Genomic DNA, 22,739 nt, shown 5'->3' with positions numbered 1-22,739 from the left:
CAGGTGAGGTGGCCAGGTGAGGTGGCCAGGTGAGGTGGCCAGGTGAGGTGGCCAGGTGAGGTGCTTACACGGTGCGGGTGGGCTTGCTTGGAGTGGGCTCGTGGGGAGTAGACGTGGGGGAAGGGGCCAGTGGGAGCGGGCATGGGGGAAGTGGGCGTGGGGGAAGTGGGCGTGGGGGAAGTGGGCATGGGGGCGCCGCCCCACCTGGGAGGTGGGGTGGCGCGGGGGTCGGGGGTCAGTTGGTGGTTGAGGTGGTGGCCTGGGTGAGGTCGTAGACGGTGGTGTCGCCGATGGTGGTGGCGGTGTAGTTGGCTTCGATCCACTCGGTGATCTCGGCGGCGGCGTCGCTGCCGCCCATGCTGTTCTGGCCGACGCTGCCGCCGGAGATGAAGTAGTGGATCTGGCCGTTGGCGACGTATTCCTGGAACTGGGCGAGGGTGGGGGCGGGGTCGGAGCCGTTGAAGCCGCCGATGGCCATGACCGGTTCTTCGGAGGCCAGCTGGTAGCCGGAGGCGTTGTTGGAGCCGACGGTGGCGGCGGCCCAGGTGTAGGAGTCGGCGTTGGACTGCAGGGCGGCTACCAGTTCGTCGCTGGGGTCGGTGGCGTTGAGCAGACCGCCCATTCCGCCACCGCCGCCGCCCATTCCGCCGCCGCCGAATCCGCCTTGGCTCTGGGACTGGCCGCCTTGAGTTCCGCCTTGAGACTGAGTTCCGCCCTGCGACTGCGAGCCGCCCTGGGACTGGGTGCCGCCCTGGGACTGGGTGCCGCCCTGGGACTGGGTGCCGCCCTGGGACTGAGTACCAGGGCCGCCGGTGCCGCCGCCGAAACCGCCGCCACCGGTGCCGCCGCCAGGGCCGCCACCGTTACCGCCGCCGCCCGGACCGCCGCCGAAGCCGGACTGGCTGACGCTGGGGCCGGCGGAGGGGATGGAGCCGGTGTGAGCGGTGGAGGCGGTGTTCAGGGAGTAGCCGAGCGGGCCGAGCAGGGCGGAGATCAGGGCCAGGGAGCCGACGCCGAGCATGAGGCGTCGGCGGGTGGCTGCGTTCATCTGGGCGGTGAACCAGGTGGAGGCGGCGAGGCCGAGGGCGGCCAGGACACCGGCGATCAGGACGACGTAGCGCAGCCAGGGGTGCCAGTCGGAGCTACGGGCCAGCAGGGTGAAGCTCCACAGGGCCGTGGCCAGGACGGTGCCGGCCAGGACGAGCACGCCGGTGGTCTTGCTGCGCCAGAGGGTGGCCACGCCGATGCCGATCAGGGCGGCGATGGCCGGGGCCAGGGCAACGGTGTAGTAGGCGTGGAAGATGCCCTGCATCAGGCTGAAGGTGACGAAGGTGGTCACCAGCCAGCCGCCCCAGACGATGAACGCGGCCCGGCCGGTGCTGGTGCGGGGCAGTTTTCGGGTGGCGACGAGCCCGGCCACCAGCAGGATCAGCGCGGCCGGCAGGAGCCAGGTGATCTGGCCGCCGAACTCGGAGGTGAACAGCCGGGTGATGCCGGTCTCGCCCCAGTTGCCGTTGCTGCCGACGCTGCCGGTCTCCTCACCGGTCAGCCGGCCCAGGCCGTTGTAGCCGAGGGTGAGCTCGAGGATCGAGTTGTTCTGCGAGCCGCCGATGTAGGGCCGGGCCGAGGCCGGGACCAGCTCGACGATGGCGATCCACCAGCCGGCCGAGACGATCATCGCGGCGAAAGCGGCCAGCAGGTGCCCGATCCGCTTGGCGAAGCTGGTCGGCGCGGCCCACAGGTAGGCCAGACCGAAGGCGGGTACCACCAGCAGGGCCTGCAGCTGCTTGGTCAGGAAGCCCAGGCCGACCATCACCCCGGCGAGCACCAGCCAGCGCAGCCGGGCGTGCTCGATTGCCCGCAGCACGAAGTACGCTCCGGCCGTCATCAGCAGGACCAGCAGCGCATCGGGGTTGTTGAAGCGGAACATCAGCGCGGCCACCGGCGTGGTGGCCAGCACGGCCCCGGCCAGCAGCCCGGCCCCGGCGCCGAAGTGCCGCCGTACCGTGGTGAAGAGCAGGCCGACGGTGGCCACTCCCATCACGGCCTGCGGCAGCAGGATGCTCCAGGAGCTCAGGCCGAAGATCCGCACCGACAGGGCCATCGGCCACAGGGCCAGGGGCGGCTTGTCCACCGTGATCGCGTTCGCCGCATCCGAGGAGCCGAAGAAGAACGCCTTCCAGCTCTCCGACCCGGCCTGCACCGCGGCCGAGTAGAACGAGTTGGCCCAGCCCGACTCACCCAGCCCCCACATGTACAGGAAGGCGGTGCTGACCAGCAGGCCGAACAGCGCCGGCCGGACCCAGGGGGCGTCCTCTGCCCGCCCCCGGACCAGCGAGTTCAGCCGGGACGGCCGCTGGGCGGATCGGGCGGCTCGTCTTCCGGTTTCCGATGGCTCGGCGCCGGCCGGGCTGTCGAGGGTGGTCGTCATCAGTTCTGGTCCTTGTCGTATGGCAGTCGGAAAGCAGCAAGCGGTCGGAAAACGCCCGGAAGAAAGCAGTCCTCACTAGGTAGACGCGCCGGAGGCACCCAAACGTGAGGTCACGCGTCGGTTGGTTCTAAAGGTCTTTCAGGGCAACGGTGTGGGCCTCCCAGTTGCCCGCGAGCAACTCGTCCTCGGCCGTTGTGACCAGCCGCGCGGGCACCCACAGCTGAGTCAGCCAGGTACGCGCCCGGGTGCCCCGCACCAGCGAGGCGGTGGTGTAGGCCGAGGCCTCGAGCGCGCTGAAGCCGATGGCGCTGACCATCCGCCAGACCGGCAGCGGCAGTTCCCCGGTGTGCGGATCGATCAGCTGACTGACTCGCGGATCCCGGCGATGACCAGGCCGGACCCCGGAACGTGAGGTGGCCAGCGCGGAGCCGGGATCCAGGTAGACCTCGCCGTACGGGCGATCCTCGATGCGCACCCGCCATCCTTCGGCCGGCGCCGGACCGGCCGAAGCCACGTTCCCACCGAGCTGGACCAGCACCCCGGCATCCACCCGCTCGTGTACCCGGGCGGCCGCCCGGTCGCAGATCGCCGCTTTGGCGGTGGCACTGAGGTCGAGCGTGGTTCCGGCCGGGACCTGGAGCTTGCGGCCCTCCAGCCGGACCTGCTCCCAGCCCGGCACCGGCCGGGACCGGGTGGTGCGGGACCCGCAGACCGGCAGCGCCGAACGATCCCGGCCGCGGGAATCGGCCCAGGTCATCGCCGCGCCCACCGTGGGGTCGACATCACCGTCGGTGCGCTCGGCCACCCGCAGAGCCGCCGCCACCAGCTCGGCCAGCAACGGGCTGATCGTCACCGGACGACCTGCCGCGCGGTAGAGCTTGTGCAGTTCGGCATCCTTCCGGAACCGCGCCGCCGCCTTCTCGGCGGCGGCGAACTGCCGGGCCACGATCCGCCGGGCCACGTTCAGCGCGGCCGGATCGTCCACCGTGACCGACGCGGTGGTACCCCAGGCGGGCCAGCTGGCGCTCCTGGCACCGCTGGTCCGGGTGCGCTGCATCGGCAGAAGACCAGGTGCGACGAGATCGGTGATGGCCACGGCTCCTCCTCAGGAATTCGTTGTCATCACCTTGAACTCGGCAGCTGGATTGATCGGCAGAGCAGTCTGAAAGTCTGCTGTGCGTGTTACCTAAGAAAGACCTGTGAATTCTGTGCACCACCTGTGCTGGTGGGACGGAATTCGAATCGGGTCATCGAATGCCCGATTTGCAGGGACCGCCCCCGAAATGAGCTTCTAATTCGCGGAAATTCGGCCCGTTCGCCCCGGGGTCGGCTACTCCGCAGTCAGTTTCGGGTTAGGCTTCCGGGAAAGTTGATCACGTCCGGATCTGGGGGATTTTCGTGGCTTGGCTGGCCTTGGCCGGGGCAATCGTGCTGGAGGTCATTGCGACGGTCAGTCTGAAGACCGCCGACGGATTCACCCGCTTCTGGCCGAGTGTGATTGTGGTGGTGGGCTACGTCGGCTGTTTCAGCTTACTCGGATTCGCGCTGAAAACATTTGACGTGGGCCTGGTTTACGCGATCTGGTCGGCGGTCGGAACGGCGGCGATCACGATCGTCGGGATCATGCTGTTCGGTGAGTCGATCACCCTGCCCCGGGCCTGCGGGGTGCTCCTGATCGTGCTGGGTGTGATCGTGCTGAACCTCAGCGGAGGTGAGGCCCATGCGGCCGGCGGTCCAGCCAGCCAAAAGCCGGCCACTCAAAGGCCCGCTACCCAAAAGCCCGCCACTCAAAAGCCGGTCGGCCAAAAACCAAATGCCCAGAACAAGACCGCGTTCATCCCGAATCAACGGGCCCGCGTCCAGAACCGGCCTGTACGCATTCACAATCGCGGGGCGCACATCCGCAACCCGGTCGCCGACATCCGCAACCAGCCGATCGAATTCAGCATCGGCCCGGACGCCACGATCACATCCTCGGCCTTTGTCGGGGCGATCTCGCTGGACCGGGTCAAGCTCACCCGCCCGGACGCCCCGCCCAACCTCGGAAAGGCCCCGCAAGAAGCTGAGTCGGAATCCGGAGAAGCGCCCATGCTCACCCCACGCACCGGCCTCGTTCCGAGGCAGGCGCGACCCCGGCACGATATGAGCACCGATCCGGATTCCGACCTGGGACCGATCTTTCCCGATCTGCGGCGTAAGGAGACCTGACCTTGGTCCCGAACCGGCGCGTCCATTCGTCCCCGAAAGCCCGTGACCCACGCCCTGCAACCGGATCACCGCAGGCTGCATGACAGACTCGACCCCATGCGTACGCCGTTCGGCCTGCTGGAGCCCTACGTAAATCTGTCTCCGCGAGCGGTGCGCTGGGCCACCACGTTCGCTCTGCTGTGCAGTATCGGCATCATCCTCACCGGCGGCATCGTCCGGCTGACGGGTTCCGGTCTGGGCTGCCCGACGTGGCCCAAGTGCACCGACGACTCGCTGATCGTGCCTGCCGAGATGGGCATCCACGGCACCATCGAGTTCACCAACCGGATGCTGACCTTCGTGATCTCGATCGCGGTGGGCCTGGCGATCATCACCGCCCGACTGCAGAAGGTGCCCAACCGCTGGCTGGTGCGCACCACCTGGTCGCAGTTCTTCATCATCCTGCTGAACGCGGTGCTCGGCGGGATCACGGTCTGGACCGGCCTGAACCCGTACATGGTGGCGATCCACTTCTGCGCGGCCACGTTGCTGCTGACCACCACGACGCTGAGCTACGACTACGCCCACAGCCCGGCCTTCGAGCGCTGGAGCAGCAAGTTCTCGGTGCCTGAGGGTCCGGGCACGCGCTACCGCCGGGCCAAGGCGCTGATGGAACAAGACAAAGCCGACAGTGCGAGCGTCCTCAATCAGATCCCGCCCGACCCCACCCGTCCGGTGCGCACCAAGCTGGCCTGGATCCTGCTGGCCGTGGGTGGGCTCCTGGTGGTGGCGGGCACACTGACCACTGGTGCCGGCCCGCACCCGGGCGACTCCAACGAGGTGCACCGGATCGAGCTGGACTGGGCCGGGCTGGCCTGGCTGCACGGCCTGATCGCGCTCCTGGTGCTGGTGCTGGCCGTGGGCTGCACCTGGGCCGCCCAGCAGGCGGGCGACCGCAAGACCTTCCAGCGCGGCCTGATCCTGGTCGGGCTGCTGCTCGGGCAGGGGCTGATCGGCGTGTACCAGAGCCTGGACGGCCTGCCCTGGGTCGTGGTTGCCGCGCACATGGTCGGTGCAGCGCTGGTCTGGGTGGGTCTGCTGCGCGTACTGCTGGCCACCATCCACCCCGATCCGGTGGCCCTCGAGCGGGAGCCCGAGACGCCCGCCCCGGCCAACGCTTGACCTCAAGCACGGTTCATTTCCTACGGTGACCGCATGAACGAGTACCCCACCGAGCAGGTCGCCGCCCAGCCGATCGGCTACTGGAGCCGGGTTGCCTACCAGGCAACCGTCGGCCGGCTGCGCGCCGAACTGGCGATCCAGCAGCTCACCCAGCCGCATTGGTGGACGCTCAACCACGTGGCGCGAGGTACCTGGGCGCGGACCGAACTGGCGGACAAGCTGCAGCCGTTCGACGACCTGGGGATCGAGTTCGAGGACGTGTTCGACGATCTGATCGAGCGCGGCTGGCTGGCGGAGAACGAGACCCTCAGCCTGACCGCGCTCGGCACCCAGGAGCTGGAAAAGGCCCGGGGACGGATGTCCGCGGCGCAGCAGGACACGCTCGCGGGCATCGATCCGGACGACTACGTGACCACGATCAACACGCTACGGCGGATGATCGAGAACCTCGGTGGGGACAGCTCACTACCGAGCTAGCAGGTCGCGCAGGGCCTGGACGATCAGCTCCGGGTCCTCCTCGGCCATGAAGTGCCCGCAGGTCACGGTGCGATGTTCCAGATCGGGCGCCCAGTGCTGCCAGCGCTGCACGGCGTGCCCGGTCATCTGCGGTCCCCAGTCCTGCTGCAGCACCAGCACCGGCATCTTCAGCCGGTTGCCCTGCGCGCGGTCGGCCTCGTCGTGCTCCACGTCGATCCCGGCCGAGGCGCGGTAGTCGGCGACGATCGAGCCGACGGCTTCGCGGGACTTCTTCAAGTACAAATTGCGGACGTCGGTGGGCACAGGCGTCTTGGCCCACCCGTCGAGGAAGTGGCCGAAGAACTCGTCCGGCACGGCGTTGATCATGGTTTCCGGCAGGCCCGGGGGCTGGGCCATCAGGTAGAGATGCCAGCCCACGGCGGCGGCCCGGCCGGCCATCACATCCCAGGTGTCCAGCGTGGTGAAGACGTCGAGCGAGGCCAGGTGCGTGATGACGTCGGGGTGGTCGAGGCCGGCGCGGATCGCCACCAGGGCGCCGCGGTCGTGGCCGGCCAGGGCGAACTTCTCGAAGCCGAGGTGCTGGGCGACGGCGACGATGTCGGCGGCCATGGTGCGCTTGGAGTACGTGGTGCCGCTGTCTTCGGGCTTGTCGCTGTCACCGTATCCGCGCAGGTCAGGGGCGATGACTGTGTTGGTTCGGGCCAGTTGGACGGCTACCTCGCGCCAGCAGACGTGGGTTTGCGGGAAGCCGTGCAGGAGGACGATCGGGGTGCCGGTGCCGCCCACGGCCACGTTCAGGTGGATGCCTTCGGTGGCGGGGATTCTGGTCACTTCGAAGCCGGGGATCTGTGGGGTCATGCCGGTTACGGTGTCCTGGGTGAATCAGTAGCTGATCAGTGGCTGGTCAGGTCGGCATGAAGACCTACTGTGTAGCCCGATGCTGAACTTTGCTGTGCTCGGCCCGCTGGAGGTCGAGAACCATGCCGGGCCGGTCAGATTGGGCGGCCTGAAGCAGCGCGCGGTGCTGGCCCGGTTGCTGATCGCCGCCCCTCGCGTGGTCCCGGTGCAGTGGCTGATCGACGACCTCTGGGACGACCCGCCCCAGAACGCGCTCGGCACGGTCCAGACCTTCGTCGGGGCGTTGCGCAAGGCCTTGGAGCCCGATCGGCCTCCTCGCACGGCCTCGCACTTGCTTCTCACCCAGGCGCCCGGTTATGTGTTGCGGCCCTCCGCAGTAGACGCCTGGAAATTCGCCGAGGAGGTCCGCGAGGGTGAGCGACGGCTGCACGCCGGCCAGCTTCTACCCGCTCACGACCAGCTAGAACGTGCTTTGGGACGGTGGCGCGGGCCTGCGTACGCAGAGTTCGGCGATCAGTCCTGGGCTCGGGTGGAAGTGCAGCGACTGGAGGAGTTGCGGTGCCTGGGCGTTGAGCGCCGGGCCGAGGCGGCGTTGGGGTTGGGGAGGGCGGCGGCGGTGGTGCCGGAACTTGAGGCCCACGTTGCGCGGCATCCGTTACGGGAGGACGGGTGGCGGCTGCTGGCACTCGGGCTGTACCGCAGCGGTCGGCAGGGGGATGCGCTGGCTGCGTTGCGGCAGGTTCGGGAGGTGCTGGCCGATCAGTTGGGGGTGGATCCGGGCGAGGCGTTGCGGCGGTTGGAGCAGGATGTCCTGGCCCAGGCCGAGCATCTGGAAAAGCCGGTGACGGAGAAGGTTTCCGGGCTTTGGCGGGCGGCGATCAGCGGGCAGGACCCGACCACGACCAGCGCGGCCGGTCGGCGGGAGCGGCTGGAGGCGTTGCTGGGGCTGGTCCGGGCGCTCGCGGTCACCGGGGAGCTGGCGCAGGCCCGGCAGTACCGGGCCGAGGCGGTGCGGGCGGCCGCCGAGCTGGCCGACCCGCTGCTGTTTGCCCAGGTGGTAGGGGCTTTCGACGTCCCCGCGATCTGGACGGCCAATGATGACGAAGAATTGTCGACGTTTCTGGTCGAGTCGGCGGAACAGGCGCTGGTCGGGCTTCCGGCTGAAGAACACCTCGTCGAGCGCACCCGTCTGCTGATCACGATCGCGCTGGAAAGGCGGGCCGACAGCGGGCCGCGCGGGCTGCAGGCGGCTCGTGAGGCCGAGCAGCTGGCCCGCCGGCTGGGCGATCCGAGCCTGCTCGCCCTGGCCCTCAACGGCCGCTTCCTGCAGACCTTCGACCGGGCCGGCCTGGCCCCGCAACGTGCCCTGATCGGTCATGAGCTGCTGGAGATCGCTGCGGCTCAGCCGCCGGATCAGGGGTTGCCGACGGTGGCTGTGCTGGGGCATCTGATCCTGTTGCAGGCGTACGCGGCGCTGGCCGACCTATCGGCCGCCGACCGCCACGCCGAGACTGCTGACCGCCTGGCCGAGCAGCACGGGATTCCCCTGGTCGGGGTGTTCACGGCCTGGTACTCGGCGCTGCGCACGGCCATCACCGGCACTGCCGATGCCGCCGAAGCCGCCTATGCCCAGGCCGCCGCCAAGCTTCCCGGCTCAGGCATGCCCGGCGTGGAGAATGGCATCCTGCCGCTGGCCCTGCTCTGCCTGGACCTGACCCACGGTGGAGACGGAAAACGCCTGTCAGGAGAAGACTTCGGCCCTTACCAGCCCTGGTACCAGGCGATCATCGACGCCAACCCGGCGCCGGCGTCCCCACGTGATCTGCTCTTCGAGGTTCGCACCTGTCTGCAGGCCGAGGTGGCGATCCGGAACAACGACCAGCCAATGATGACAAGCCTTTACGCGCAGCTGCTTCCGGCGGAGGGAGAGCTGGCCGGGGCGGGCAGCGGCATGGTAACGCTGGGGCCGGTGGCCGGATATCTGGGCAGGCTGGCCGAGGCTCTGGGCGAGAACGACCGAGCCGAAACGCACTTCGCCAAGGAGCGCGAAGTCCTCGCCCGGACGCACCACGAAAGTCCCGGTCACCCCTGAGAGGCGACCGGGACGTCCGTTGCTGTGAAACCCGAGCCGGTCAGCGCTCGGTCTTGTAATCGTCCGTGACCTGCGCGGACTCTTCGTCCTCGACCGACGCCACCGGGGTGCCGGGCGTGGCCAGCGGAGTGCCGTTCGCGGCGCCGTTGATCGTGGTGACCCCCGGGTCGGGCGTCCACGGATCTTCGGTGGCGCTGCGCTGCTTCCAGGCCACTGCGGCCGCACCGGCGGCCGCCGTGATCACCGTGAAGATCAGGAAGCGACGGCGACGCTGACGGCGACGGGCCTTCTTCTGCGCCTTCTTGTTGGCCGGCAGGTTCTGCACCACGTCGGCAGCGCGCTCCTGGGCGTGGTCCACGGCGTTGTCGCGGGCCGCGATGGCCGCCGCCGAGGCCGCGGCGATCGCCTCGGCCAGCTTCGGCAGCAGGTCGTCGACCACCTTGTCCCGGCCGTGGGCGACCACCGGAGCGGCCTTCTCCCGAGCCTGGCTGTAGCCCTTCTCCAGGGCCGGACCGGCGTGGTCGGCGGCGTTGCGCACCGCCGGGACCACCTTGTCCTTGGTGACCACGGCCACCTTGTCCTTCGTCGCGTGGGCGACCGGGGAGACCCGCTCGGCGACGAGCGTGCCGCCCGTGCGGGCGTTGACCGCCGCGGTGTCCAGCGCGGACCGCAGCTGAGCCCGGGCCTCCTTCTGCGCCTTGGCCCTCTTGCTTCGCGCTCTCACGGCCATCGTCCTCCTTCTCGTGCGGGTCTCTCCACGTCTGGGGCCCATCGTTCCGCGATCTGGGCGATGTGCCACCCGAGCCCGGTCGTCGGATCAACTATGTGATCTTTAACGGCCGGTTCCAAGCCGAAGTGCCGGGTGTCGGATCGAAGTGCGGTGCTCGTGCGTTGGACCAGGAGCCCCAGGAGGTGCCGGAAGTGTTTGCGGAGGGCGAACCGCGCAGGTCGTGTGCCACCGTCCGTGACAGACTTCCCCGGCACGCAAACCCGCCACGCAGAAGGGGTCAACCCGTTGACCGAGCAGCTTCCCTCGAACCTGTACGCCGACATGCTGACCAACCACGGTCTCATCCGGATCCAGTTGTTCCCCAACCACGCGCCGAAGACGGTGCGTAACTTCGTCGAGCTCGCCGAGGGCACCCAGGAGGGCGCCAACAACGGCAAGCACTTCTACGACGGCATCATCTTCCACCGGGTCATCGAGGGCTTCATGATCCAGGGTGGCGACCCGACCGGCACCGGCACCGGCGGCCCGGGCTACAACTTCGACGACGAGATCCACCCGGAGCTCTCGTTCACCCAGCCGTACCTGCTGGCGATGGCCAACGCCGGGATCCGCGGCGGCCGGGGCACCAACGGCTCGCAGTTCTTCATCACCACGAGCACCCCGACCCACCTGCAGGGCAAGCACACGATCTTCGGCCAGGTCGCCGACCAGTCCAGCCGCGACGTGGTGGACAGCATCGGCAAGACGGCCACCGACCGTCGTGACCGTCCGGAGAAGGACGTGGTGATCGAGCGGGTCACCATCGAGCGCGGGTGAGCTCTCAGCCCTCCATGGGTGGCGCGGCGGCCGAACCGGTCTGTCCGCGCCACCCGGACCGCGTTTCCTACGTCCGCTGCCAGCGCTGCGAGCGCCCGGTCTGCCCCGAGTGCCAGCGCGCGGCCGCGGTCGGGGTGCAGTGCATCGACTGCGTGCGTGAGCAGAACAAGGGCGTGCGCCAGGCCCGCACCCCGTTCGGGGCCGTGCTGACCCAGGACACCCGTCCGGTGGTCACCTTCACGATCATCGGCCTGTGCGTCGTGGCCTGGTTCCTGCAGCGGTCGAACCCACAGGTCACGGCCGATTTCTCGTTCTACTCGCCGTACGCCCTGTCCGAGCCCTGGCGGCTGGTCACGGCGGCGTTCCTGCACTCGCCCTCGAGCCCGCTGCACATCCTGTTCAACATGTACGCGCTCTGGGTCACCGGGCCGTACCTGGAGCGGCTGTTCGGCCGGATCCGCTTCGTGGCGCTCTACCTGATCAGCGCAGTCGGCGGCTCGATCGGCTACTTCCTGCTGGCGGTGCCGGACGCAGACGTCGGCTCCGGCTGGCGGACCATCACGGTGGGCGCCTCGGGGGCCGTCTTCGGCCTGTTCGGCGCGTTCTTCGTGGTCCAGCGCCGGCTGAACGGCGACACCACCCAGGTCGTGGTGCTGATCGCGATCAACTTCGCGTTCGGCCTGTTCCTGCCCAGCATCGCCTGGCAGGCGCACCTGGGCGGGCTGGTGGCCGGGGTCGCGGCCGCCGGGGTTCTGGCGTACGCACCCCGGGCCAATCGCACGGCGGTGCAGGCCGCGGGCCTGGTCGGGCTGGTGGTGCTGCTGGCGGCCGCCTACGCGATCAAGATCAGCCTGGTCCCGGAGGGGCTGCTCATTCCGCTCGGCGGCTACTAGACCTCGAAACCGAGGTCGCGCAGGGCCTCCTGGCAGGCCTGCTGGGTAGTGAACCGGTAGGCCTGCCAACCACGCTGCCGGGCGGCCTCCACGTTCGGCGGCCGGTCGTCGAAGAACACCAGCTCGGGTCCGGGCCGCTGCAGCGCTTCCTCCACCGCCTGGTAGATCTTCGCGTCGGGCTTGATCAGGCCCAGGTCACAGGAGAACACCCGCTCGTCGAACCCGGCCGACCAGTCGCTGCCCTTGACCACCTGGGCCATCGAGGCCGGTGCGTTGGACAGCAGCGCCGTGCTCACCCCGGCGTCCTGCAACGCGGTGATCAGTTCCAGCCGGCCCGGGGCCAGCCGGGACCAGCGCTGGGCGTCGAACTCATCGACCCGGGCGAGATCTTCTTCCGAGAACTCCATGCCCAGGTCGGCCGCGACCAGACCCCAGTACTCGGCGGGCCGGGTGCCGCGGTCGTAGTCGGGCCGGTGCTTCCAGTACGGCACCGCGAAGCGCTCGCGCTCCACCCCGATCAGATCCGACAGCTCGGGCACGCCACCTTCGGACGTGGTCAGCACGCCACCGATGTCGAAGACCACCGCGGGTTGTGTCTGTTTCAAGAGTGTTTCACCATTTGCTCGACCTGGTTCGATATGGCCCGCGGTGCGGTGATTTTCACGCCGCAACCGCTGGGCTCGATCGAAGTTGTTCACACCTGTGGAAAAGTCTGGGGACAACTTTCACCGGTGTAATTCATTCAGCGCCAGCGGGTGAGCATCCCGAAGCCGACGAGGGCGATCCCGATGCCGACCACCAGGTTCCAGTCACCCAGGCTGGGGACCGGGTAGTCGCCCTGGGTGAGGTAGTAGGCCACGATGTAGGCCAGCCCCAGCAGCAGGAACCCGACCATGATCGGCGCGAAGAAACGGCCGTTGGGCTTCTGGGCGGCAGCCTTGGCTCGGGGGGCTTCGTAGCCGCCCTTGTTCCGCGGCTTGGACTCGGGCATGGACGGACTCCTCAGGGGACGGACGGGCTCTCACAGCTGCTGCACGCGCCCACGGGCCGTGGGCGTGCGGCAATGTCCTCTAGCGTAGTGCCGTGGCCCCCGCATCGGACGATTCAGTCGAGGTGCACAGCCACGGCCGCTCTCGCACAGCTCCGCCCGACCCTCATCTGCCCCTCGCGGGCACTGCGCACCCAGTTGTGCGGCGCCCGCGGCGCACCCGGGTCGGGGCCTTCGGGGTCGGGGCCGTGCTGGTCGTGGCCGGGCTGCTGTTCTCGACCAGTGCCTACACCTCGCACGGCACCCAGCTGCGCTCCGAACGCGCCAGCCTGGCCGATCTGCTGCAGGCCGAGAACGAGCGGGTGCAGGAGCAGTCGGCCCGCGTCGCCGAGCTGAACGAGCAGGTCAAGGCCGACACGGCGGCCGCCGCGCTGAGCGATGCCACGATCCGCGACCTGGAACAGGGCTCCAGCGACGTGGAGGCCGAGGCCGGACTGGTCCCGGTCAGCGGCCCCGGCCTGACCATCACCCTGGACGACGCGCCGCGCGACTCCTCGGTGCCCAGCCAGGCCCGGCCGGACGACCTGGTGGTGCACCAGCAGGACGTGCAGGCCGTGGTCAACGCGCTGTGGGCGGGCGGCGCCGAGGCGATGATGCTGATGGACCAGCGGGTGATCTCGACCAGCGCGGTGCGCTGCGTGGGCAACACCCTGATCCTGCAGGGCCGGGTCTACTCCCCGCCCTACGTGATCCGGGCGATCGGCGACGTCGAGGCGATGCGTACGGCGGTCGACGACTCCCCGCAGATCAACATCTACCTGCAGTACGTGGCCTCGCTGCGGCTGGGCTGGGACGTGGAGCAGGTCCAGAAGCTGGACTTCCCCAGCTACCAGGGATCGCTCAGTCTCAGCCACGCCCGGGTCGCGGGTGCCGAACCCACCACTGCCCGAGAAACCACCGACAGTCCCCAGGAGTCCTGAGTGAAGCCCGTCAGAGTGCTGGTCGTGGACAACTACGACAGCTTCGTCTACACGATCGTCGGTTATCTGACCCAGCTCGGCGCCGAGTGCGTGGTGCGCCGCAACGACGAGGTGGAGCTGTCGGACGCGGACGAGTACAACGGCATCCTGCTCTCACCCGGTCCCGGCGCCCCCAAGGACGCCGGCATCTGCCCGGAGATGGTGCTGCACTGCGCCGAGAAGAAGCAGCCGATGCTCGGCGTCTGCCTGGGCCACCAGGCGCTCGGCGAGGCCTTCGGGGCCACCGTGACGCACGCCAGCGAGCTGATGCACGGCAAGACCAGCGCGGTGCTGCACGAGGGCGTCGGTGTGCTGGAGGGCCTGCCCACCCCGTTCACCGCCACCCGCTACCACTCGCTGGCCGTGGTGGCCGACACCGTGCCAGCCACGCTGCAGGTCACCGGCCGGACCGAGGGCGGGGCGGTGATGGCCCTGCAGCACCGCGAGCTGCCGCTCTTCGGGGTCCAGTTCCACCCCGAGTCGGTGCTCACCGAGGGCGGGCACCGGATCCTCGCGAACTGGCTGGCGGTCTGCGGCGACCCGGGTGCGGTGGAGCGCTCGGCCGGGATGGCACCGCTGGTGCGCCGCTGACGTCTGCAAGCTCCTGAACAAAACCGAACGGCCCCAGGCAGGTTGCCTGGGGCCGTTGCGCGTACTGCGGGACTACGGGTTGAACAGGCCGCCGCCGTCTTCCTCTTCTTCTTCGTCGTCACCCGCCGACTCGGTCGGGGTGGCCGAATCGGTGGGGGTGACCGAATCGGTCGGATCCGCGGTCGGTTCTGTGGGCGTCGACGGTTCGTCGGTCGGCTCCTGGGTGGGCACGCTCTCGGCCTTGGCCACCCGCAGGCCGACCGTGGAGCCCCGGGCCACCGACTCGTCGGCGCCGACCTCCGCTTCGATGACGGTGTTGACCGCGACGTCGTTCGTCTCGACGGTGGTGCGGGAGACCTTCAGGCCGACCGCCTCGAGCGCCTTCTTGGCCGCGCCGTAGTTCATCCCCTCGACGCTGGGCACGGTGACCTGGGCCGAGGTGACCGTGATGTTCACCGTCGTGCCGGGCTCGAGGCTGGTACCCGATCCCGGATCGCTGCTGACCACGATGCCGGCCGTGGTGGAGCTGCTCCTGGTGGCCTCGCCCACGCTGCCGAGCACCAGGTCTTCCTCGGCGAGCAGCGTCTTGGCCTGCTCCTGGGTCTTACCGTTCAGCTCGGGAACGCTGGAGGTGTTCGCGTCCTTGCCGATGGTCAGCGTGACCGTGTCGGTGGTGGTCACGGTCTCACCCGAGGCCGGGTCGACCGTGATGACCTTGCCGACTTCGGTCGCCTCGGTGGTGTTCTTCTTCTTGATCTCGATCTGCGTTTCGGGCAGGCCGGCGTCGGTCAGCGCCTTCCGGGCCACCTTCTCGTTCATCCCGACCAGATCGGCCGGGATCTCGACCTGGACCGCGGAGTCACCGCCGCCCCCGCCGTCACCGCTGCCGTCCCCGCCACCGAACAGGCCGGTCTGGCTGAGGATGATCGCGATCACCACGATCAGGGCCAGGATCCCGGCCCCGATCATCAGCGGCTTGCGGTTGCTCGGTTCCGGCTCCCGCGAGCGCCGGCTGTACTGGTCGGGCTGCTGACCGTACTGGTCGTACTGGTCGTACTGATTGCCGACCGTGGTGGCCTGGTCGCCGTACGCGGAGGCCGCGTTCGGCACCGGCGGCATCGCCTGGGTGCCGTCCGCCGCCGGCATGAACTGCGTGGTGGCGTTGGAGCCGGTCATCGCCGGCATCGGCGCGTAGATCTGCCGTCCGCCCCGGGCCGCCTCGACGTCGGCGCGGAAGTCCTGCGCGGTCTGGTAGCGCTCGTCGCGGCCCTTGGCCAGCGAGTGCAGCACAATCCGGTCGACCGCTTCGGGGATGCCGCCGACCACGTGGCTCGGCGGGATCGGCTGCTCCCGGACGTGCTGGTAGGCCACCGAGACCGGCGAGTCACCCATGAACGGCGGGCGGCCGGTGAGCAGTTCGTAGAGCAGGCAGCCGGCCGAGTACAGGTCGCTGCGGGTGTCCACCTGCTCACCGCGCGCCTGCTCGGGGGAGAGGTACTGCGCGGTGCCGATGACGGCCTGGGTCTGGGTCATCGTGGAGGAGGAGTCGGCCATCGCCCGGGCGATGCCGAAGTCCATCACCTTCACGTCGCCGACCGGGGTCAGCATGACGTTGGCCGGCTTGATGTCCCGGTGCACGATGCCGATCCGGTGGCTGTACTCCAGCGCGGCCAGCACCCCGGTGGTGATCTCCAGCGCGGCGTCCACGTCGAGGTGATGACCCTCGCCGAGCACCTCTCGCAGGGTGCGGCCCTCGACGTACTCCATGACGATGTACGGCAGGTTCACCACCCCGCCGGTGGCCTCGACCATCGACTCCTCGCCGGTGTCGTACACCGCGACGATGGAGGGGTGGTTCAGCGCGGCGGCGGACTGCGCCTCGCGCCGGAACCGGGCCTGGAACGTGGCATCCCGTGCCAGATCGGTACGCAGCAGCTTGACGGCGACGGTCCGGCCCAGCCGGGCGTCACGGCCCTCGTGCACCTCGGCCATACCGCCACGGCCGAGCAACCCGCCGATCTCGTAGCGGTTGCCGAGCACCCGCACGTTGTCGTTCACCGGTTCCATCCTGACGTCGTCCTGGCCGCGTCCATCATCCCTTGATCCCGACGCCTGTGCCCAGGCCAGTGTTGCGCTCGAACAGCCCGGACGAGGTGAAGTGACCGGATCGCAATCCGGCTTCGTACGCCGAGGCGGTGGCCGCGTCGCTTCTGGTTGCTAGGTAAACGATCGCGACCAGCACGATCAGCGCGATCAGGGCGATCAGCGGGATCGACAGCCGGCGCCGGCCACCCCGTCCGCCCGACGAGCCCTCGCCACCGGAACGGCCGTGGCTGGCCCGGGTCCGAGAAGGACCCCGGTTGGCGCCGCGCGCGGAGTAGTCACCGGCTGAACCCAGCGAGGAGAACGGATCGTCGTCCTGACGGTCGTAACCGCCCTGACCGCTGGAGTACCCCTGGCGCGGACGGCGGTTGTCGTCGTAGCCCGAGTCGAAGCGCTGCTGCTGGTCGTACCCGCCCGGACGGCCCTGAGGGCTGCGCGGATCAGGCCGGTTCTGCGGGCGGTAGCCACTGGGCTGCTGCTGGCGCGGATCCTGGCGCGGGTCTTGCCGGGGGTCCGGTCGCTGGTCCCGGCGGTAGCTGTGGTCCGGCGCGGGGGCGTACCCCGAGTCGGCCAGCGGCGCCTGACCCTGCTGACCCCCTGGCCCGCGGCCGTCGTAGGGGTTTTGCTGACGCTGGTTGCGCGACTCCCAGGCCGAGGGACGCGCGGGGCCGCCGGCGTTGCGGTCGAGGGCGGCGTTACGGCGACCGGTCGGGGCGATCTGAGTCTCGCCGTCCTGCGGCCAGGCCTGGTCGCCACTGGCGGGCGGGGCCAGTTCCGGAGCGCCGCCACCGGGGCGTCCACCCAAGCCGCGCAGTCGAGCGTCCTCCATCAGCGAAGCCAGCTCGTTGGCCCCCTGAGGCCGCTTGGCCGGGTTCTTCGCCATCGCTGACATCACGATGCTGCGGATCTGCGCCGGGATGGTCTCCGGCAGCGGCGGCGGCTCGTCCTGCAGGTGCGCAGTGGCCACCGCGACCTGGTTGTCGCCCTCGAAAGGGCGCCATCCGGTGAGGCACTCGTAGGCCACCACCCCGAGCGCGTACACGTCCGACAGCGGTGAGGCCGTCTCTCCGCGGGCCAGCTCCGGAGCCAGGTAGTGGGCGGTACCCATTACCTGGCCGGTGGCGGTCAGCGGCTCGTGGTCGCGGGGCCGGGCGATCCCGAAGTCGGTGACCTTGACCCGCAGCTCCGGCGTGACCATCAGGTTCGCCGGCTTGATGTCCCGGTGGATCACCCCGTGCTGATGCGCGGCGTGCAGGGCCCGGGCCGCCTGCGAGACGATCGAGAGGGTCCGCTCGGAACCCAGCGCCCCCTCGTCGGCGATCATCGCCGACAACGGGTCACCCGGGACCAGTTCCATCACCAGGTAGGCCGAGCCGAGCGCCTCGCCGTAGTCGTAGACCGCGGCGATCCCGCCGTGGCTCAGCGCCGCGGCGGTCCGGGCCTCGGCCCGGAACCGGGCCTGGAAGTTGGCGTCCGGAGCCAGGTCGGTGCGCAGCACCTTGACCGCGACGGGCCGGTTCAGGACCTCGTCGACAGCCGCCCAGACCTCGCCCATGCCACCCACGGCCAGGCGCTCGCGCAGGACGTAGCGTTCACCAAGTCGTTGTCCAACATTGGTGATCATTTGATCACCGCCTCCATCACAGCCTTGGCGATCGGAGCCGCGACCCTTCCGCCAGAGGCTTCGCTACCTGCATTTCCACCGCGCTCGACCACCACCGCAACCGCGACCTGCGGATCGTCCGCCGGTGCGAAGGCAGTGAACCAGGCGTGCGGGTTCTCGCCCGGCTGATTCTGCGCGGTGCCGGTCTTACCGGCCACCTCGATGCCAGAGATCTGCGCGTTGGTGGCGGTGCCTTCTCGCACCGTCGCCGTCATCATCTCGGTCAGCTGGTCGGCCACGTCCGAGGTGACCGCCTCCGAGAGTTCTTCCGGGCTGCGTTCCGACACCGTCTTGCCGTCGGCGCTGAAGATTCGCTTGACCAGGTTGGGCCGCATCACGACCCCGTCGTTGGCGACCCCGGCCGAGAGCATGGCCACCTGCAGCGGGGTGGTCCGGACCTCGTACTGGCCGATGCCGGACTGGGCCAGCTGCGGCTCGTTCAGCTCGCCCTCGGCGAAGCTGCTCTTGGCCACGGTCTGCGGGACGGTCAGTTCCTGGCCGAAACCGAACTTGGCCGCCTGCTCCTGCATGATGTCCTGGCCCAGGTCCATGGCCATCCTGGCGAACGTGGTGTTGCACGAGTCGGCGAACGCCTCCAGCAGCGTCGGCGAGCCGTCGCCGCAGGCGTGCATCCCGCTGTTGCTGATCGTCGCGGTGGTCTGCGGCAGCGTGATCGTGGTCGAGCCGTCGATGTTGTTCTCGGAGTCCGGGGCGTAGTCGCCGTTGGACAGCGCGGCCGCCGCGGTGACGATCTTGAACGTCGAGCCGGGCGGGTAGAGCTGGGCGATGCTGCGGTTGATCAGCGGCTCCAGCTCGTCCGCGTTGAGCCGCGCGCGCTCGTCCCGCGATGCGGTGGTGTCGTGCGTGGAGAGCTTGTTCGGGTTGTACGACGGCTTGCTGACCATGGCCAGGATGTCGCCGGTCTTCGGGTCGAGCGCGACTGCCGCCCCGCGTTGGTCACCCAGGGCGTCCCAGGCGGCCTTCTGTGCGGCGGGAACGATCGTGGTCTCGACCGAGGCGCCCTTTGGCTGCTCCCCGGTGAGCATGGTGGTCAGGCTGCGCAGGAACAGCTCGTCCGCAGTTCCGGAGAGGTAACTGTTCTCGGCGTTCTCCAGCCCGTACGTGCCGCTCAGCAGAGCGTAGTAGCCGGTCACCGGCGCATACATCTGCCCGTTGGGGTACTCCCGCAGGAACGGGTACGCGCTGTCCTCGACGGCCTTGGAGTTGGCGATCACCTTGGTGCCGGCCAAGATCTGGCCACGCTCGCGGCTGCGCTCCTTGGCGATGGTGCGCAGATTGCGGGGGTGGTCCTCCAGCTCCTTGGCCGCCACCACCTGGATGTAGGTGACGCTGATGAAGAGCGAGGCGAAGAGCAGGGTGATGACCGCTGCCAGCCTGCGGATCGGGCTGTTCACCGGTTCACCGCCGATTCCTGGTCGTAGTCCGGTGCGTCGGGCCGACGCCGGGTGTTCTGGCCGAGCTGATGGCCACCGGTCCGGGGCCGGTTGTCCCACTCCGGCTCGTCGAGGCCAGGCTGATCGTCCCAGCCGTGCTCGGTGTCGGCCGAGCGGTAGTGCTGATCCTCCGAGGCCCGGCTGTGCCCGACCGGGATGCCCTGACTGTTCGGCTCGTTCTCCTGGCCGCCGAGGCGGCGCCGGTCCTCCTGGAATTCGGGGTCGTTCTTGAGTTCGTCGGGCAGTTCGTCGAAGGGCAGGTCGAACAGCGGACCTTCGGACGCGGTCGGTGGGCGCCGGGAGGAGTCGGAGATCCGCAGCAGGATTGCGATGATCATCCAGTTGGCCAGCAGCGACGAACCACCGGCGGCCATGAACGGCAGGGTCAGACCGGTCAGTGGGATCACCCGGGTGATCCCACCGACCACCACGAACACCTGCAGCGCCATACTCAGCGCCAGGCCGGTGGCGAACAGCTTGCCGAACCCGTCGCGGGCCGCGATCCCGGTGCGCAGGCCGCGCTCCACGATCAGGGCGAAGGCCAGCAGGATGGCGAACAGGCCGGCCAGCCCGAGCTCCTCGCCGAGGGCGGCGAAGATCATGTCGCTCTGGGAGTACGACAGCGTGGTCCCGTAGGGGCTGCCCTCGCCCAGGCCGGTACCGATCAGACCGCCGCTGGCCATCCCGAAGATGCCCTGGACGATCTGGGTGCTGCTGTCGATCATGTCCTCGCGGAACGGGTGCAGCCAGTAGTTCACACGCCCCTGGACGTGGCTGAAGAGCTGGGTGGCCACGAAGGCCCCACCCAGGAACAACCCCATACCCAGAACCACCCAGCTGACGCGCTCGGTGGCGATGTAGAGCAGACCGATGAACAGCCCGAAGAACAGCAGCGAGGTACCGAGGTCGCGCTCGAACACCAACACGGCCAGGGTGACGCCCCAGGCGGTGAGCAACGGGCCCAGGTCCTTGGCCCGGGGTAGCTGCATCCACAGCACCTTCCGGCCCGCCAGAGACAGCGAGTCCCGGGCGGTGACCAGATATCCGGCGAAGAAGATTGTGAGCAGGATCTTGGCGATCTCGCTGGGCTGGAACGAGAACGGCCCGATGAAGATCCAGATCCGGGCGCCGTTGACGGTCCGGCCCAGGAACGGGACCAGCGGCAGGAGCAGCAGCACCAGACCGCCGGCCATCGCGCTGTAGGTGTACCGGCTGAGCTGCCGGTGGTCCCGGAGCCAGACGATGATCACGGTGGCGGCGACGACCGCCAGCGTGGTCCACAGCAGCTGCTTGAACGCGGCCGACCCGAGGAAGCCCTTGCCCAGGGCCAGGTCGACCCGGTGGATCATCACCAGACCCAGGCCGTTCAGCAGCATTGCCAGCGGCAGCAGCGTGGGGTCGGCGTAAGGCGCGAACTTACGCACCACCAAGTGCAGCACGAGTGCCAGAGCGCCCAGCCCGGCGCCGTAACCGAGCATGCCCGGCGGCAGCGCGTCGTTCACCGCCAGGCCGACCATGGCGTAGGCGCCGATCGCCAGGCCGATCGCCACGACGATCAGCAGGGCTTCCATGTTCCGGCCGGTACGCGGCGCGGCGGAGCGTGCGGCCGCCATCAGTTCGTTCCCCCGCAGTCGGGCGAGGTCTCACCGCCCGGCGACGTGGACGGCGTGGTCGGGCCGACACTCTGCGTGGGCGTGTCGGTGCTGTTCGTCTGCGCAGCATTGCCGGCGTTGCCACCGTTGCCCGCGCCTTCGGTGGGCTCGACCGTCGGGCCGGCCGAACCGGTGGGCTCGACCGTCGGGGTCTGGGCGGCCTGCTCGGCCGCCTCGCGGCACTGCACCTCGGTGCGCAGATCGTCCACCTTGGACCGGGCCGCGGCCTCGTTCTCGGCGGTGATGCCGCTCTCGACCTTGCTCCGGCTCTCGTCGGACAGGCCGTCCAGCGGCACGTCCGGAGCGCGGGTGGCGATGCTCTTCAGGTCCAGCGGGCCGACCGACTGCGGCAGGCCCTTGAAGATGGCCACCGCCCCGGCCTCGGCCCCGACGAAGTACTGCCCCTGGCTCCACCGGTAGGCCCCGAAGGCACCCCCGGCCAGCACCAGAACCAATACCAGGCCGAACAGACCGAGCCGCAGGCCCCGGCGACTCTTGCCGCCCTTGCCTTCGTCGCCCTGGTCATGTCCGCCCCGGCGCCGCCCGGGCGGCGGCTCCTCCTGACGGGAGGAACCGTCCTCGTAGCGGTCGTCGAACTGATCGTCGTACTGGTTCGGGTACCCGTCGCGGTACTCGTCCTGGTACGGCTGCTGCTGGTACCCGTCCTCGTAACGATCGGTGTACTGGTCGTCGTAGAGCTGCTCGCCCGGGTGGTCGCGGTTGTCGTAGTCGCGCACCACCGGGATCGGCGCCGTCGAGGTCAGTTCGGCCGCTCGTTCAGCCGCGGATCCACCGAACCCGATCCGCGGCTGGGGATGAAGAGAGGCGGCTCCGACGACCACCGGCTCGATGCTGACGGGGGAGCTGACCGGGTCGACCACGTCGGCCACGATGCAGGTGACGTTGTCCGGGGCACCGCTGCGCAGGGCCAGCTGAACCAGCTGGTCGCAGGTGCTGGCCGGGTCCTTGCCGAAGGCCAGCGTCTCTTCGATGGTCTCGAAGCTGACCACGCCGGACAGCCCGTCCGAGCACAGCAGGTAACGGTCGCCGATCCGGGCCTCGATCATCGACAGGTCCGGGTCGACGTCGTCCATCACGTCGCTCAGCACCCGCATCAGGACCGAACGCTGCGGATGCTGTTCCGCCTCGGCCAGCGTGATCCGCCCGTCGTCCACCAACCGCTGGACGAAGGTGTGGTCCCGGGTGATCTGGTCCAGCCGCCCGTTGCTCAGCACGTAGGCCCGCGAGTCACCGATGTGCGCCAGCCCGAGCCGGGTGCTCCCGACCCGCAGCAGCGCGGTGACCGTGGTGCCCATGCCGGACAACGCCGGCTCCTGCGCCACCCGCTGTTCCAGCTCCCGCTGCACGTGCCGGAGAGACTCCAGCAACTCGTCCAGCGCCGCCTCGCCCGCGTCGTGCTGCATGTCGTTCAGCGGGGCCATCTCACCGATGGCCATGGAGGACGCGATGTCACCGCCCGCATGTCCGCCCATACCGTCCGCGATGATCAGCAGGTCGGGACCGGCGTAGCCGGAGTCCTGGTTGTTGGACCGGACCAGGCCGACATCGGAGCGCGCCGCATACCGCAACGCGATCGCCATGT

Annotated in this window: 18 protein-coding genes and 1 pseudogene; 8 read left to right on the top strand and 11 right to left on the bottom strand. The window is 69.3% G+C overall.

Annotated elements, in window-relative coordinates; genetic code table 11:
* Positions 1 to 235 precede the first annotated feature (235 nt).
* Together LR394_RS42120 and LR394_RS27735 are read right to left on the bottom strand one after the other, a co-directional pair.
* Entirely contained in the window at positions 236 to 2,431 is a 2,196-nt protein-coding gene (locus LR394_RS42120) for an ArnT family glycosyltransferase (protein WP_269329862.1), read from the bottom strand.
* Between the two features lie 127 nt (positions 2,432 to 2,558).
* Positions 2,559 to 3,527: an FAD:protein FMN transferase gene (locus tag LR394_RS27735; protein WP_231447456.1), complete on the bottom strand. Its 969-nt coding sequence runs from the start codon at positions 3,525 to 3,527 to the stop codon at positions 2,559 to 2,561.
* Positions 3,528 to 3,829: 302 nt separating this feature from the next.
* Between LR394_RS27735 and LR394_RS43750 the strand changes: the two are divergent.
* The 3 genes and pseudogenes from LR394_RS43750 to LR394_RS27720 form a co-directional block, all read left to right on the top strand.
* Positions 3,830 to 4,141: pseudogene (locus LR394_RS43750) on the top strand (DMT family transporter); the annotation flags it as partial.
* Between the two features lie 594 nt (positions 4,142 to 4,735).
* A complete protein-coding gene (locus LR394_RS27725) occupies positions 4,736 to 5,800 on the top strand; it encodes a COX15/CtaA family protein (protein ID WP_231447451.1) in 1,065 nt (354 codons plus the stop codon).
* Positions 5,801 to 5,833: 33 nt separating this feature from the next.
* Entirely contained in the window at positions 5,834 to 6,277 is a 444-nt protein-coding gene (locus LR394_RS27720) for a regulatory protein RecX (protein ID WP_231447449.1), read from the top strand.
* Here the strand turns inward: LR394_RS27720 and LR394_RS27715 are convergent.
* Positions 6,266 to 7,135: an alpha/beta fold hydrolase gene (locus tag LR394_RS27715; protein WP_231447447.1), complete on the bottom strand. Its 870-nt coding sequence runs from the start codon at positions 7,133 to 7,135 to the stop codon at positions 6,266 to 6,268. The genes LR394_RS27720 and LR394_RS27715 overlap by 12 nt on opposite strands.
* A 79-nt stretch (positions 7,136 to 7,214) precedes the next feature.
* On the opposite strand from LR394_RS27715, the gene LR394_RS27710 reads away from it, so the two are divergent.
* A complete protein-coding gene (locus tag LR394_RS27710; RefSeq protein WP_231447445.1) occupies positions 7,215 to 9,227 on the top strand; it encodes an AfsR/SARP family transcriptional regulator in 2,013 nt (670 codons plus the stop codon).
* 40 nt (positions 9,228 to 9,267) lie between these two features.
* Here LR394_RS27710 and LR394_RS27705 read toward each other — a convergent pair whose 3' ends face one another.
* Entirely contained in the window at positions 9,268 to 9,951 is a 684-nt protein-coding gene (locus tag LR394_RS27705) for a hypothetical protein (protein WP_231447443.1), read from the bottom strand.
* 327 nt (positions 9,952 to 10,278) lie between these two features.
* Between LR394_RS27705 and LR394_RS27700 the strand changes: the two genes are divergently transcribed.
* Entirely contained in the window at positions 10,279 to 10,773 is a 495-nt protein-coding gene (locus LR394_RS27700) for a peptidylprolyl isomerase (RefSeq protein WP_231447472.1), read from the top strand.
* Positions 10,770 to 11,666 (top strand): rhomboid family intramembrane serine protease, encoded by an 897-nt coding sequence (locus LR394_RS27695; protein ID WP_231447441.1) that lies wholly within the window; start codon positions 10,770 to 10,772, stop codon positions 11,664 to 11,666. The genes LR394_RS27700 and LR394_RS27695 overlap by 4 nt, the downstream gene beginning before the upstream one ends.
* On the opposite strand, the gene LR394_RS27690 is transcribed toward LR394_RS27695, so the two are convergent.
* Together LR394_RS27690 and LR394_RS27685 are read right to left on the bottom strand one after the other, a co-directional pair.
* Complete coding sequence (locus LR394_RS27690) at positions 11,663 to 12,271, bottom strand: HAD family hydrolase (protein WP_231447439.1); 609 nt, start codon at positions 12,269 to 12,271, stop codon at positions 11,663 to 11,665. The genes LR394_RS27695 and LR394_RS27690 overlap by 4 nt on opposite strands.
* A 137-nt stretch (positions 12,272 to 12,408) precedes the next feature.
* Positions 12,409 to 12,657: a cell division protein CrgA gene (locus LR394_RS27685; RefSeq protein ID WP_231447438.1), complete on the bottom strand. Its 249-nt coding sequence runs from the start codon at positions 12,655 to 12,657 to the stop codon at positions 12,409 to 12,411.
* A gap of 92 nt (positions 12,658 to 12,749) precedes the next feature.
* Between LR394_RS27685 and LR394_RS27680 the strand changes: the two genes are divergently transcribed.
* Both LR394_RS27680 and LR394_RS27675 read left to right on the top strand, forming a co-directional pair.
* Positions 12,750 to 13,634, top strand: a complete 885-nt coding sequence (locus LR394_RS27680; RefSeq protein WP_231447435.1) for a DUF881 domain-containing protein — start codon at positions 12,750 to 12,752, stop codon at positions 13,632 to 13,634.
* Positions 13,635 to 14,264: an aminodeoxychorismate/anthranilate synthase component II gene (locus LR394_RS27675; RefSeq protein ID WP_231447433.1), complete on the top strand. Its 630-nt coding sequence runs from the start codon at positions 13,635 to 13,637 to the stop codon at positions 14,262 to 14,264.
* A 72-nt stretch (positions 14,265 to 14,336) separates the two neighbouring features.
* Here LR394_RS27675 and pknB read toward each other — a convergent pair whose 3' ends face one another.
* Genes pknB through LR394_RS27650 form a run of 5 tightly spaced genes read right to left on the bottom strand, consistent with a single transcriptional unit; the run spans position 14,337 to position 22,737 of the window.
* Positions 14,337 to 16,331 (bottom strand): Stk1 family PASTA domain-containing Ser/Thr kinase, encoded by a 1,995-nt coding sequence (gene pknB, locus LR394_RS27670; RefSeq protein WP_269329861.1) that lies wholly within the window; start codon positions 16,329 to 16,331, stop codon positions 14,337 to 14,339.
* A gap of 25 nt (positions 16,332 to 16,356) precedes the next feature.
* The gene (locus tag LR394_RS27665; RefSeq protein ID WP_231447431.1) at positions 16,357 to 17,991 is read right to left on the bottom strand and encodes a protein kinase domain-containing protein; all 1,635 of its coding nucleotides are present in this window, start codon (positions 17,989 to 17,991) and stop codon (positions 16,357 to 16,359) included.
* Positions 17,988 to 19,445: a peptidoglycan D,D-transpeptidase FtsI family protein gene (locus tag LR394_RS27660; RefSeq protein WP_231447429.1), complete on the bottom strand. Its 1,458-nt coding sequence runs from the start codon at positions 19,443 to 19,445 to the stop codon at positions 17,988 to 17,990. Before LR394_RS27660 ends, LR394_RS27665 begins: the two co-directional genes overlap by 4 nt.
* Positions 19,442 to 21,097, bottom strand: a complete 1,656-nt coding sequence (locus tag LR394_RS27655; protein ID WP_231447427.1) for an FtsW/RodA/SpoVE family cell cycle protein — start codon at positions 21,095 to 21,097, stop codon at positions 19,442 to 19,444. Before LR394_RS27655 ends, LR394_RS27660 begins: the two co-directional genes overlap by 4 nt.
* On the bottom strand, positions 21,097 to 22,737 hold the full coding sequence (locus LR394_RS27650; protein WP_231447425.1) for a PP2C family protein-serine/threonine phosphatase: 1,641 nt from the start codon (positions 22,735 to 22,737) through the stop codon (positions 21,097 to 21,099). Before LR394_RS27650 ends, LR394_RS27655 begins: the two co-directional genes overlap by 1 nt.
* Positions 22,738 to 22,739: the final 2 nt, after the last annotated feature.

The sequence above is a fragment of the Kineosporia babensis genome, assembly GCF_021129305.1.
In the GTDB taxonomy this organism is placed as follows: domain Bacteria; phylum Actinomycetota; class Actinomycetes; order Actinomycetales; family Kineosporiaceae; genus Kineosporia; species Kineosporia babensis.
Note: the sequence above shows the minus strand (reverse complement) of the source record. Positions and strands in the feature narration are given on the sequence as shown.

Excerpts from the sequence above, each read along its gene's own strand:
- LR394_RS42120 (WP_269329862.1), bottom strand. The coding sequence starts at position 2,431 with ATGACGACCACCCTCGACAGCCCGGCCGGCGCCGAGCCATCGGAAACC.
- LR394_RS27725 (WP_231447451.1), top strand. The coding sequence starts at position 4,736 with ATGCGTACGCCGTTCGGCCTGCTGGAGCCCTACGTAAATCTGTCTCCG.
- LR394_RS27715 (WP_231447447.1), bottom strand. The coding sequence starts at position 7,135 with ATGACCCCACAGATCCCCGGCTTCGAAGTGACCAGAATCCCCGCCACC.
- LR394_RS27655 (WP_231447427.1), bottom strand. The coding sequence starts at position 21,097 with ATGGCGGCCGCACGCTCCGCCGCGCCGCGTACCGGCCGGAACATGGAA.
- pknB (WP_269329861.1), bottom strand. The coding sequence starts at position 16,331 with ATGGAACCGGTGAACGACAACGTGCGGGTGCTCGGCAACCGCTACGAG.
- LR394_RS27665 (WP_231447431.1), bottom strand. The coding sequence starts at position 17,991 with ATGATCACCAATGTTGGACAACGACTTGGTGAACGCTACGTCCTGCGC.
- LR394_RS27700 (WP_231447472.1), top strand. The coding sequence starts at position 10,279 with ATGCTGACCAACCACGGTCTCATCCGGATCCAGTTGTTCCCCAACCAC.
- LR394_RS27710 (WP_231447445.1), top strand. The coding sequence starts at position 7,215 with ATGCTGAACTTTGCTGTGCTCGGCCCGCTGGAGGTCGAGAACCATGCC.
- LR394_RS27650 (WP_231447425.1), bottom strand. The coding sequence starts at position 22,737 with ATGGCGATCGCGTTGCGGTATGCGGCGCGCTCCGATGTCGGCCTGGTC.
- LR394_RS27720 (WP_231447449.1), top strand. The coding sequence starts at position 5,834 with ATGAACGAGTACCCCACCGAGCAGGTCGCCGCCCAGCCGATCGGCTAC.
- LR394_RS27685 (WP_231447438.1), bottom strand. The coding sequence starts at position 12,657 with ATGCCCGAGTCCAAGCCGCGGAACAAGGGCGGCTACGAAGCCCCCCGA.